The organism is Ruegeria sp. ABV4_181 (assembly GCF_056158465.1).
This window is the reverse complement of the sequence record NZ_JBSWTI010000005.1, coordinates 101,406-113,903: the sequence shown is the minus strand read 5'-3', so window position 1 is coordinate 113,903 and position 12,498 is coordinate 101,406. Positions and strand designations below refer to the sequence as shown.

Genomic DNA, 12,498 nt, shown 5'->3' with positions numbered 1-12,498 from the left:
GGTTTTTGAGGCCGATTGCAAAAAAAATGGGAAATTTGAAGTTGAGGGCTACAGGAGTGGAAATCTGGGTCGAACAAAAGCTGTTGTTGTCATTAATCTAGCACAGAATGGGAAATACGGATGAAATTGATGTCTGACGTTGCCAACAGGTGCTTATCTCCCAAAATCCAAATATAAAAAACAGACTTGTTCAGGATTCTGGGATTCAAGTGTTCATACGGGTGTATACTGAATAAAATCAATAAGTTGCGCGTTGTATCTCTTACATATCGGGCGCAAAACCTTACGGATTGGGGTGCTTTGCCTTACATATCGGATGGCTAAAGCTTACATTTCGGGACGGGTCTAAATCCTACTTTTGGGGACGGGAGAGGTGAATCGAAAAACCCTTGTTTTATTGGGGTTTTTGAGAGCTCCTTCGAATCACTCAAGACTCGACGCCGATTCGTAAAAATACATATTGGGTGCTGGACCGGAATAGGAGCGATGGATATACTTACATCATACGCCATACAAAAGTAAGAATTAGGTGTTGGGCAGAACATGTCAAAAAAACCATATCGTACTTTGGACGCTCGGCCAAACTCAGACAGCCTGGTTAAACCTGGTGAACTGGTAGATGTGATTGAAGTCACTCCGCTGACGCTGAACGACCGACGAATTTACAATCAATTGCTGGAAAACGCTTGGGATGCGATCGACAAACCTGTCAGTCATGTGATCCAAAAATCCATGCTGCGTGGGTCGCATAACTCGAACGACCGGGTAGGGGAGTTGATTGAGCGCCTGATGTCCGCCATTGTGAAAGTGGAAGTCGTATGGGATGGCGAACCCGCGGTCGAGCGGGTTCAGTTGTTGGGCGGCAATATTGAGACAATGCGTAGCGACGGCCTTATCGAATATGAGATCCCAGCTCGGTTGCGCAAAATTATCTCTAATTCCACAGTTTTTGCTCGTTTACAGCGCGAGATTATGTTTGCGCTGAGTTCGAAATATGCGCTGACCCTGTATGAGATCGTGCAGAAACGCGGCAATCTGCGCTGGCGCTCTTCCGAAAAGTTCTCCGTCGATGATCTGCGTGGAATTCTTGGTGTACCAAAAGGCAAACTGACCAATTGGAGCAACTTGAAATTGCGCGCGATAGAGCCAGCAATTGCTGAGGTCAATGCGCTTTCGGATTACATGGTAGCGATTGATCCAATTAAGACCGGGCGCCGAGTAACCCACGTCGAATTGCGATGGTGGAAAAAGGACGGCGAAGGGCAGGGGGCTGCGGAACGTGCTCTAAAGTTTTCGTCCGTAGGACGTAAGGCTAAGGCTCAAGGGCAGGAAGAAATTGTTCAAGTGCCTGCTGCTCCCACCATCAAGCCCCGTCCGGCCTGGCTAGAAAAGAGTGGTGATGCTTTAAAGACCGAAACCTATGAGACCGCACGTCTGCGCCATCCAGGATATGATATCTATTATATTGAAGGCCAATGGCGTGAATGGTCAGCGAAAATGGAACCACCCAAAGACCCCGACCGTGCATTTCTCGCATATTTCCGGAAGTACGCTGAAGCTAATCCGATTTGAGCTTCTTTCTGCGTTTGCAACATACTGTTTTTTCATAGAATCGGGCGGCAAGGAGACATTAGCTGCACCTGCGAACGGTTTAGTCTGTCGCACGAAAAGCAGACCTTCAGGATAGAAGAAATCACACGAAATCTGCAGGTGAGATACCTAGGAGCGCTGGTTTTCGGCTTACCATTCTTGGCGTCGCCAGACTGGCAAGTTGCGGACGGTCCAACCTTTCGTTGTCACTTGAGGGCTCGGAACGGGCAATCGCAGCGCAAATCTCCAATGCTCGGTTTCCGCTGGTAGTGACGACCAAACGAGCAACGGGGTGGGCATAGCGTTCAATCAAACACGTTGCGTCACCGCTTCTTCTTTCGACGCCGCACCGAATAGATCGATACGCGGCGACGCTGGGTCAGTGCAGATCGGCGTGCCGCGACGCGGCGCAGGTTCAGCAACATAACGATCGACCAAATCATCATCGCTGTTGAGAAAATTGTGGCGATGAAAGCCCAGAAAGCGGGCGCGACGAAGACCGAAACTGCTTGATCCCACCGGGTCTCGGTTCCAGCTGGATCGAGCAGAAATGCCGCCACTTTAAGCGATGAGAACATCTGGGCGACCTGGTCGGGCGCGTAGGCCGACAGCCCCCACATCGTCGCCGCAGGCGCAGTGAGAAGAACAACATACCAAGCACCGGCGCCAAGATGTTCGAAATAGCTATTCGAGTGCGTCAAAATCCAGACTTCATCGCCGTCCAGGTTCTCAATCCGGCGGGCGCGAAAAATGAAAGAGAAGACCACGGCCGTTAAAATGAGTGGAAGGAAGAAAGCCGCAACTTCAGACGGCAAGTTAAAGCCAAATATGCTCGGAGCCCGGGCCGAACGTTCATAGATCTTGGAGATCGCATCGCGCCAATCCTCGAGTTTGAAGGGTGATCCGCCAATGCTCATGGCCTCGCGGGCGACCGCGGCGCGCAAAACAGATTCCGTATAGGCGGGCCGGGTTAATTCTACGATATCTTCTAACTCGGCCAAAACCTCTTTCGGGTATGTGTCTGCAAACAAGAACCGTTCGTTCTCGAAGTCAGAGTCGTTGTCGAGGGGAAGACCTGCCGATCTCGCGACGCGTTCGGAAAAAATCATGCTTGGAACTGCTAGCTCGGGGTCGTTTGGATCGTAGATGAGAACGACCGGCTCCACATCGCCCATCACATAAAGGCAGGCGCGTCCAAACAAAACGAGATAGGTATTTGCGTTGCGGGGTGTCTTGACCTCGCTGAACCGTTGCTGAGTGCTCAACGCATTGATCTTCTCGATGCCATGGACACCGCTCCCATTGCCCCGAAAAACGCGAACCGTGCAATCGCCACCTGGATCGCCGAGTGTCTTCAGTTGGTCAAAATTGGCACCAAATGAGACTTCAGAAAAGTTCTCATCGGACATGGAGCGAACAAAGATGGCCGCAGGATTGTCTGTCCCCGCCGTCAGATTGAGTATCGGCGGAGTTTGCGCTGTCAGCGAAACCCGCCCGATCTCGGCAGAGTTTAGTCCCGATTGGAACGTCTCAGAGAGGGCAAGGACTTTTTCGATGTAGGAATAGACCGCGTGACGCTCGATCCGTTCGCGTTCGAACCACCCTAGCTGAACGGCAATCCCCGTTAGCACAATGATGGTGAGAGATATTTGGCGTGCAGATTTTAGCATCTATCTTAGAAGAGTTCCTACTGCATAAGGTTATCCGGGTGTCTTCTTCGGATCACGGCTTCGAGGAAAGGTCCGCTCCTCCTGGATCTTGCCGTCCTGCTTCTTGATACGAACCGAACCACCCTTTTTGCCCGGTGCGTCGCTAAGTACTCCCCTTTTGGTCGCTTCCGTCTTTGTCTTGAAGCGCTTTGTCGCGCGGCTGGCTCCCTGCTCAGTAAGAGCCCAGTCATCTTTGCCTTTGTCATATGAGAATGTGAATTTTCGTAAATTTGACATAGCAGCCTCCTCGTATGTGTTTCTGTTTCTACTCTAGTAGCGCCGTTATAATCCTCCTGACATCGGAAGCCGGCAGCCGACATCTTGGATGCGCGTGTATTGCCGTAAGAGCTTCGTGGAGCGCTTGTCCGTTGGCGAGGCAAAAAAGCACCCGTAGATCCCGGGCGAAGACCGCAGACCACCACCAAGTCTAAAGAGTCCTCAAGCCTCTGATGATGGCAACTCAAAGTGGCGCTGTTTTGGCTTCTGGCGTCGTTCACAGTTTAGGTTTTAACGCTGTTTGATGTCGGAATTGAACAATCTATGAGATATCATATTCGCTGCTGCTAATCCTGCTTCGCCCGCGTGTGCAGACCCAATTTCAGCAAGAAGCGAAATACGGGAGGTGCTAGATGATAATGTCCTGCGGACCGGACACGATGTTCGGTTTAGGGGCGGGCGCTCCACGGAAAAGCGACTTCGTCCAGCTTGGGATTGTGACCATGGTCGTGTCCCTGACCCGACCCAGAATGTCTGTGGGGGCACGACGCGCCATCGGCTGGAACTCGGCCAATCCTTCACGTTCTATGGCAAATATCATCGCATCCGTGTTTCGGAGGTCCGGAAAGGCCAACCCGGTCAGAACCTCAATTGTTGTCAGTCGAACCTGTTCCAAAACGGGCGCAAACTTCAAAGGCTCCGGCGTGGCATAGTCCCTCTGCCAGATGAGAAACCCTGCAGCGCGCAATTCGCCATCACGCTTAATCGCCATGACCTTCCAATAGCCGGCCGGTATTGTTACCGGATCGTACCCTTCTGTAATTGTCACTTCTGGATCTTCGTCGGTAAACACCGGCCCCTGAAACACGCAGGCCCGCCGGGCTGTGGATCCGGATTCCGTTAACTCCAGCATCCAGTCCTCGACACGGCCCCAAGCAACATGCATGCGACGTTCCTGAGGGGCAATGTTCGAGTAGAAATCGCTCTCCAGCTCGGACCGTTTTGCCGCCTCGATCTCTTCCTTGGAACTGCCCCAGGACATGCTGGCGCGGCGTGTCAGGTGCCCGCGCTGATAGTGATCAGGACTGTCGGCGTACCCCTGCTCGTTTCCGATCTGAAGCGCATCGTCGATCTCAGGGTCGAAGTCAAAGTCTCTCCTCGTATATTGCTCTCCGGGCAGCGTTGTTCCGTCGATATTGTGAGCCGTCACTGCCGCCAATCCGCGATCGCGGTTGAACAGCAGCGAGTGGCGCGTGTGATGAATAAACCTATTGTCGAAGGACGATGCCAGAACACGCGAGCTGGGTGTCGGCAGCGGCACCTTAAATCCTTCAATGAAGTCCGGGTTGTATCCCATCATGTTGCCTCCAGGCGAGATCTGCCGCATTAGTCGTCGTCATCCAGAATTCTGACCATGGCTGCGATCATGTGATGATCGGAGAGCGCGTTCTCATGGTTACCCGGTCGACCGGAAGACAGGATGTATTGACGAGACCAGCGAAACTCAGATTGGCCGCGCGGCACGAAGATGCGATCAAATGGGGCTCTGCTCCCCGCATAGGTCGGGGAGTCTTCGCTATTGAGATCGTTGAAACCCGCGGCTTCGAAGAGCTGATGCCCGGCCTCCCAGGTTCCACGCATGTTTGAATCGCCGATGAGGACGATGTCTTCTTCGCCCGAAAATGCTGTGCGAATTGCCGGAAGTTGATCGACAAGCATGTCGGCCTCCGCTTGCCGCCACTCGTCGCAGTTATCATTTGCGCGACAATCCGTGTTGGCCTTCATATGGAGAGAGACCAGAACAAGATCGGTTTTCCCTACGCCCGCCGACAGCTTGATGGCGTGGGGATGACGCTTCCATGTATCGAAGTCATCAGCCGGGTTATCGACAATATCAATCCGGTAGACATCGCCGATTTGGCTGAGACGTTCCATATTCCAGGCGACACCCGTGTGTTGATGCGTCTCGGTCGGGTCCTTCTTTTCAAACAGAACATACGTCCAGTCTTGCCCTGTCAATTCAGACACCAACGCAAAGGCGCGATCCAATTGTTCGTTGGTCCGCGTTGCGGAGTTTTCGTCCGTGTCATAAATCTCCTGCAAGGCGATCACATCCGGCGCGAGCAGCTGAATGTGTTGTGCCAGAGCAGCCGGCGACTGCCGGGATCCGCTGCTGCCCAGATTTTCGATATTCCAACTTGCGACCTTGATATAGTCTTCGGCGGCGGCAGATGCCGAAACAAGCACAGCACCCAGAAATGGTAAAAGAACACGCAGCATAACTATTCTCTTCTTTCAATTATCAGATGAAATTCTCCAACTTATTGTTATAGTAAACCATACTTCACGCCAGCGATCCATGTCGTGTTCTTGCACAAGACTCTGCCAGTCAAGCTGCCGTCGGTTCGGTGGCTCGCCCCAAAAGGACACGATTCCTTGCACAGTCGGGCCTGCGCACCCTCAAATGCCTTTTGACTGAAAGCCCTTGAGGCAGGATCGAAGACACAACTTATGATATACACTCGAATATTAGCTGCCACCGTCTCATCCGCGGCCCGGTCGCATCCAAATTATTCAAAGGGAGGACCTTATGGCCAAATCGACAGACTCCGATCTTACAATCACCCTCGACCCAAAAAGCTTTACGCCGCCGACGGGATACAAACCGGGTTCTGGTCATCATGGACATCAAAAGAGCTTCACGTCGACCCGCACAGCCGAGTACCACGGCCGCAAAATCAAGATCAAAACCACCTACCGTATCGAAATCGATGGCGAGCCACTCTCCCTCCATACCGTCGTCACAGACGATGGCAAGGTGCACTACCACGGCCTGCCAAACTACGCCTTCTCGTCAGCGATCGATATGGCCAAAGCCATCATTGATGCCGCGCGACATATCCCAATTGTTGAAGACGAGCTCGGTGATCATGATGGCCATAGCGACCACGATCACGGTGGCCACGGTAACGATCATGATGGACATGGGGAGCATCACTGATGGCCGGTATTCGTGAAAACATCCTCGTCAGCCCCCAGGTTCGGGACGATTTCTTCGATGCGATGACTGCGCTCGATGAAGTCAATACCGGCATCACCACCGCCGATCTTCTGAACTACATCCGTTCCAATAACCTCCCCTTGCGCATGGCAGGTCGCAATCAGGAGGTCTCGCGCTACGACATCTTCGTCTTCTGGCACGTCGTCGCAATGGCGATGGACCTGCCGCCCGGCAACGCAGCCCATAGCGGTCCGATCTTTTTGCCTTGGCACCGCATGTACATGATCCGGCTCGAACAGATGTGCCAACAGGTTCTTGGAAAACCGGATTTCGGACTGCCTTATTGGGATTGGGCCGAGGACGGTGAACTTGATGATAGCGATCAATGGCGCACCGATCTCTGGTCGCCCAATTATCTGGGGGAAGCCCGTGGCAGGCTCCGTACCGGGCGGCTCTCTGAAATGCGTGTTCGCATCCATCAGCATCCGATCACGGGTGTGCTTCAATCGCTCGATCCCCGCCCGATCGAGCGGTTTGCCGGCATGGACACCGCCGCTCCGAACCTGCCTACCAAAGCCCAAGAACAGATCGCGCTCGATCAGACCGAATATGACGTCGCGGACTGGGATTTCGATGTTCGATCCCACCGTAACATTCTTGAGGGATGGGTCGCAGCCCCGCAGCTCCATAACCGCGTCCATGTCTGGGTAGGTGGTGACATGGCGCCCGGGACCTCGCCCAATGATCCGGTCTTCTTTCTCAACCACGTCAATGTGGACCGTCTCTGGGAGCGCTGGATGGGAGAGCACGGCCGGACTTACGCGCCCCGCGCCAATCGAGGCCCTGCGGGCCACCGTATCAACAGTTCGATGTTCTCGATGATCGGCGATCCCATGACCCCCGGCGACGTCCTCAATCCCACGCCATGGTATGCCTATGACCATCAGCTCGTGGCCTGATCGGGAGCGGGATCATGGCAGTTTGGAAGACGATTCAGGACTTCTTTGAGCCGCAGGAGGACTGGCCGCTCAAGGATCTTATCCAGTTCAAGCGACAGCGCCAGATCCAGGCGCTCTGGATCGGCATCCTGGCCTTCCTGTTGCCGCTTGTTCTCTTCTACGGACACATGAGAGCGGAGTGTTTCCGGGACTCGATTTCGCACTCGTACTACTTGCCGTTTTGGGGTGATGTGTTCGTGGCCACAACCTGCTCTGTCGGCCTCTTTTTGATGTTCTATCGTGGCCAGAGCAGACCCGAGCGATACCTCGCCGTTTTTGGTGGTCTTTGCGCCATCATGGTGGCCATGAACCCCACAAACGGGTCGGGTTGTGACGACATGTTTGCCCAATCGCGGATCCTTTTGGACACCCACGAGGACGATCTACTAAAGACGGCCTTTCCGGTGGACACCCCTCGAGGGAGGTTTCATCTCGGGTTCGCCGTGGCGCTCTTCATTGTGCTGGCTATTTTCAACCTGTTTATCTTCACAGCCACAGACAAGACGAACGAGTATCAAACGAAGCAGGACAATCCGAACAAGCGCCGGCGCAACACAATCTATAAGGTCTGTGGCTGGTTGATGATTGTCACCATCGCGACCCTGGCCTTCGGGCTGACTCTCGGCGGCACCAATTGCGATGCGTTCAGCAAAGACCTTGGCATCTTCAAATTTTCCGACAGCTGTGATCCTGCGTTCTGGGACAGAAACAACCTAACCTTTTTTGGCGAATGGGCAGGACTTGCACTTTTCGGCATCGCCTGGTTCGTAAAGGGCCGGGGCGGTGGCTTCCTACTGCTTGACGAAAATCCGACACGCTGGTTCTCCAAACCCTGGTGGTGGCCGCCTCGATGGTGGCGTTGGTTGCAAAGATCGAAGGGTTGATCTGTCACGATTTGTAAGGCGAACGCCAAAAAAGAAAGACGATGCGTTTGGCTGGATCTTTGACGTCTTAGGTCAACGTATTGCAGTTGACGTCGTCAAATTTGAAGTCCTCTCCACTTGGCATGGTAAAGGTCATCACACCGTTTTTGTGCTCCATCTCAAAGGTAGTGACGCCACCGAAAATGGCCTGGATCGTCGCCTCATAGGTTCCGTCTCCAAAATCCGCAACCGAAACGATCGATGCGCGCTGCTCAAAGTATAAAAGATCGCCGCCGGCGTTGTTGCCATATGTGTCCATCAATCCTGGCAATGTGAACCCCGGTATCGTCATGTTCGTGGATAGATCAGAACCGACGGTCAATGTGTCAGGTGACTGATCCCAAACCCCCTCAATCGTCAGTCCGGTGCCCTGAACGCGCGTCCAGATCGAGCTATCCCAGTCGAGCGTTGCGCCATTGGCAGTGACCGCAAAGGGGCGCTTCCCATCTGAGATGAAGTACCGCCCATCTGCCTCAATGCGCAGATAGTATTTCCTTGGGTCAGTTGTCTGGATTTTCCAGCACCCAACAAACTGCGGAGGAACGATCGCCGTTGCGCTTTTTGTCGCAAAGCCCCGAAGGCCCGCTTGTCCTTGTTGGATGTCGAAATGCGGGAAGTTTAACGCGGGACGCGCCTTGATCGCGATGCCTCTTTTCATAAGATCGATCACGCGCGGGATCTGATATAGCGGGACAGCGAGAAAAATGAGCGCAATACAGCAACTCATGAAATAGACCACAGCCTTCCAATCCCACCCATCCAGGATGACCGGGATGAAAGCTGGCAAGACGAAGCTCAAAATACCCAAGGGAGCGAGCAGCAGTAAAACGGCCACGCCAACGCCGATGTAGGGATTCATGCCATAAAAAGCGTAATATCCCGGCAGATTACCGATCACCTTATCGGAAACCTTATTCTCTGGGGCGTAACGCAAGGCGCGCAGCGTGTAGGTCGCAATCGCCAGGGCGCAAAACATGAGGATCAATGGCGCTGCTAGGATGGCGTCCCGCAGTTGAAGCGGGATCGCAATCACCGGGATCGTCACCGTGCTGGTCTGACCGGTTGCGCGGAGCGCCAATTGTACCTTTTTCTCCTGAGCCTGCTCCAGAAATTGGCTCGTTTGCAGCAATGTCAGGCGCTTACGACGACGCTCTTCTTCCTCGGTGTTTGCGTCTTGGGGCGACGTAATCCACGCCGTCCAGACCTTTTCGGAAAACGCTCTAACATCTCGGAAATCCTTGCTCATGGTTCTGGACTGCAGCGCGTTCAGAGCAGCAACATGATCCGTCAGATCGTCGTCCGCCTGCAAGGCTGTTTCAAGTTCATCAAAAGCCTCCAACCAGGAAGGTAAACCCAATGTTGCAAGCCAGTGATAGCGCACAGCATCCTCAACCCTCAGGGCAGGAATCGTATCTGCCAACAAATATGATCCGGCCGAATGTTCGGCCAGAAGCAATTGCTCGGTATCGGTAATATGCGGAAATTCACCTGTTTGATCGGTCCCGTCATTGAGCAGCAATAAGGCGCCTATCTGATTCATCGGGGTATTTATGGCAACACGTTGATCGGCGGAGAGCTCTCGTTTCGAAAGCATGAGATCCGAAATTCCCCTGATCTTGGCAAGCAACTGGCTTCGTTGCCGGCGGATCGTGTCGATGGCCTCGCGTTCGGTTTCAAACCCCGGAGCCAAATAGGCAAACGAGCGCAACTCTTGCGCCAACCGCGCTGCATCTCCTTCCATGGGACCATAGAAATCGATGATCTGCTGATTGGTGGTTTCTTCAATTCTGTGCGTGCGAAAATCCAGGAAGGCCGTGACCACGACCAGCGCTGTGACCACCCACATGAGAATGTAGTAATTGTTGGCCCGCGCGAAACTGTCCTCTGATGCTTCAATGTGATCCATTACAAAGTCCTTTTGTGTAAAAGACGGGGCTTACGCGGTATTCGCCTTGCAAGTACTATGCTGACATTTAGGATTTTTGCTCGCGCCTTGTCCAATCCGTGTCAAAGCAACCTTTCCAGGTATGAACACTTCTATCCGAGGGTGCGTTCCGGGCTTCATTGATCGTATCTTCCGTGACAACGTCATTCCTTCACGGCCGTCTCATCTGCCAGACTCAGGTCACGTTTCTACGAAGCCGATGCTGAAAAGCAGATTGAGAAATTGTAGCGCCTGATCAAGGCCCTCTCCTTGGCTGCACGTGTTTCTTGAGGGATGGGACGTGGCAGAGAACCTCATTCGGTAAAATCACTTAACAGCTGCGCTGCTCCAGCCACTCCCGTGTCCTCGGGCCCTCTCTGCGTTCGTTCCCTGCGGGCCGCCTACACTATTTCGCGGTGCCGGCGTGCGCGCAGACAGGCTCAAGCATCGCCCAGATGTCTTCGACGACCTGCGCAAGGCTCATACCTTCGATCTCGGTTGCCTCGGAATAGGCGCGCCACTGCGCGGACTTTGCTGGATCGGTAGCGAACTCCTCGGAAAGTCCTGGCGGTCGCTCCTTCGGGACTTCTGACTTACGCCGCTCAAAGGTTTTCTCGATGCTGGCCAGCAAGTCCTCTAGATCGAGATTGACAGCCCTCGGCAGCGCCCAAAGGTCGTAGTAATCCTTCATCCGACCATTGATGACACCAAGCGCGACGACCGCCTGGAACTTCTCCGCAATGACGGTCTCCGGGGAGTAGGCCCGCACCGATGCCGAGGGAAAGTCGAGCAGAGAACCGTAGTCGAGCGTGTAGTCGGGGTTTCCAAGCGCGTCTCCGAATCCGACATCGATCGTGATCGGGATCCGCGTCTTTTCGAGGTAGGCGACTGTCTTGAGGCGCATGCCGCCGTAGACCTGATCTTCTCGGATCGGGGCCGCCGTGAGACTGGCACCATCAAAAACCAGTCCGTCGCCAGCGTCGATTTCGAGGATTTCCGCGATGGTCTTCTTCAGGATCGCCTTATCCTCTGCGCCGAACGACAGGAAGTCGATGTCTCGGGTAAACCGGCCTCTGTCCTTCGTCCAGAGAGTCACGAGCATGCCTCCCTTCAAGACGAAGCGATCGCGGTGCGCCGACACCGAAAGTCGGTAGATGAGCCGTTCCAGTCCGAACGCGACCAGGACGACGTCAAAGGCTTGTTCCTCCGTCCGCGCGAGGTTCAGCAGTCTCGCTCGCACGGATGCAGCGATGTTCTTGGGCATGTCAGCCATCTGACGTCACGGCCTCAAGGTAGGGACGCATCTGGTTCCAGGCACCGTAGGTCTGGGCTGCCTCGGCAATAGCTGACGGCGTCGCCTTGCGCTGCTCGACCACGGCCTTGAGCGCCTCGATAGCGACCGATCGATCCACGAGACGTCGGTTCCGGAACGTGTCGGCCAGCGTCTTGGGTATCGAGTACATTCTGATCGTCGCCCCGCCCATCTGGTGCTCCTCGACACCGCTGGAGAAATAGGGTTCGCGGAACCGGACGGTTCGGATCTTCGGATAGGTGATCTTTGGTTCCCAGTCCTTGGCACCAATGGCGATCCAGACACGACGCGGAAGTTGATCGGTCAGGCCGTGGAATGCCAGTACCGATGTGAGGCAGATGACGGCCTTGGGGCTGCGCTTGGCGACTTCGATGAGAGTTTCATGCGTATCAGGGGTGCTGTCGGGCAGGCCATAAAGCCCCCGGCCAAGACGAAGGATCTCGCCTGAACGCACCGCTCGAGAGATCGTCGCCGCTGAGACGCCCACACCCTCAAGATCCCTTGCGCGCGCCGGCGCATGGGACTCCAGATATTCAAGGAGGCGCTGCCTCTGTGTCGGATCGCGTGGCACTGATGGGTAACCTCGGACAACTTCGCATTCAGTCCGAGGTTTTCTAACATATATACGTCGCGACTGCCAAGACTCTAGAGCTTACGCCAAACAGCCATCTCTCTGCAGGGGGGCGGAAAGCAGACTTTCCCTGCATCTGCAAATAGTATGAGTCGTCGTGGCGAAGCCGACATTTAGTCTGTGTCATGACAGCCAAATTAGTTGGATTACCAGAAGGGCATGCATTGTCGAGATTTCGTGACATCCGTTAGACT

11 protein-coding genes are annotated in these 12,498 nt (G+C 54.2%); 4 read left to right on the top strand and 7 right to left on the bottom strand.

What is annotated here, in order from left to right; genetic code table 11:
* The first annotated feature begins 543 nt into the window (after positions 1-543).
* A complete protein-coding gene (locus ACXAC3_RS19440; RefSeq protein ID WP_475163911.1) occupies positions 544-1,572 on the top strand; it encodes a RepB family plasmid replication initiator protein in 1,029 nt (342 codons plus the stop codon).
* Between the two features lie 341 nt (positions 1,573-1,913).
* On the opposite strand, the gene ACXAC3_RS19435 is transcribed toward ACXAC3_RS19440, so the two are convergent.
* From ACXAC3_RS19435 to ACXAC3_RS19420, 4 genes are all read right to left on the bottom strand, one after another.
* Positions 1,914-3,260 carry a hypothetical protein gene (locus tag ACXAC3_RS19435; protein WP_475163909.1) on the bottom strand — a complete coding sequence of 449 codons (1,347 nt, stop codon included), beginning with the start codon at positions 3,258-3,260 and terminating at the stop codon, positions 1,914-1,916.
* Positions 3,261-3,290: 30 nt separating this feature from the next.
* Entirely contained in the window at positions 3,291-3,536 is a 246-nt protein-coding gene (locus tag ACXAC3_RS19430; protein WP_475163907.1) for a DUF2188 domain-containing protein, read from the bottom strand.
* 388 nt (positions 3,537-3,924) lie between these two features.
* Positions 3,925-4,875: a DNA/RNA non-specific endonuclease gene (locus ACXAC3_RS19425; RefSeq protein WP_475163904.1), complete on the bottom strand. Its 951-nt coding sequence runs from the start codon at positions 4,873-4,875 to the stop codon at positions 3,925-3,927.
* Positions 4,876-4,901: 26 nt separating this feature from the next.
* Positions 4,902-5,795, bottom strand: a complete 894-nt coding sequence (locus tag ACXAC3_RS19420) for an endonuclease/exonuclease/phosphatase family protein (RefSeq protein WP_475163902.1) — start codon at positions 5,793-5,795, stop codon at positions 4,902-4,904.
* 310 nt (positions 5,796-6,105) lie between these two features.
* Here ACXAC3_RS19420 and ACXAC3_RS19415 point away from each other — a divergent pair, with 310 nt between their 5' ends.
* From ACXAC3_RS19415 to ACXAC3_RS19405, 3 genes are read left to right on the top strand one after another with little or no spacing between them, the layout of a single operon-like run.
* Complete coding sequence (locus tag ACXAC3_RS19415; protein WP_475163901.1) at positions 6,106-6,516, top strand: hypothetical protein; 411 nt, start codon at positions 6,106-6,108, stop codon at positions 6,514-6,516.
* Positions 6,516-7,475 carry a tyrosinase family protein gene (locus tag ACXAC3_RS19410; RefSeq protein WP_475163899.1) on the top strand — a complete coding sequence of 320 codons (960 nt, stop codon included), beginning with the start codon at positions 6,516-6,518 and terminating at the stop codon, positions 7,473-7,475. Before ACXAC3_RS19415 ends, ACXAC3_RS19410 begins: the two co-directional genes overlap by 1 nt.
* 14 nt (positions 7,476-7,489) lie before the next feature.
* Positions 7,490-8,398, top strand: coding sequence for a hypothetical protein (locus tag ACXAC3_RS19405; protein ID WP_475163897.1), 909 nt, complete (start codon positions 7,490-7,492; stop codon positions 8,396-8,398).
* Positions 8,399-8,465: 67 nt separating this feature from the next.
* Here ACXAC3_RS19405 and ACXAC3_RS19400 read toward each other — a convergent pair whose 3' ends face one another.
* From ACXAC3_RS19400 to ACXAC3_RS19390, 3 genes are all read right to left on the bottom strand, one after another.
* Complete coding sequence (locus tag ACXAC3_RS19400) at positions 8,466-10,343, bottom strand: hypothetical protein (protein WP_475163895.1); 1,878 nt, start codon at positions 10,341-10,343, stop codon at positions 8,466-8,468.
* Positions 10,344-10,767: 424 nt separating this feature from the next.
* Positions 10,768-11,625: a nucleotidyl transferase AbiEii/AbiGii toxin family protein gene (locus ACXAC3_RS19395; protein ID WP_475163893.1), complete on the bottom strand. Its 858-nt coding sequence runs from the start codon at positions 11,623-11,625 to the stop codon at positions 10,768-10,770.
* A 1-nt stretch (position 11,626) separates the two neighbouring features.
* Positions 11,627-12,244, bottom strand: a complete 618-nt coding sequence (locus tag ACXAC3_RS19390; protein WP_475163890.1) for a type IV toxin-antitoxin system AbiEi family antitoxin domain-containing protein — start codon at positions 12,242-12,244, stop codon at positions 11,627-11,629.
* Between the last annotated feature and the right edge of the window lie 254 nt (positions 12,245-12,498).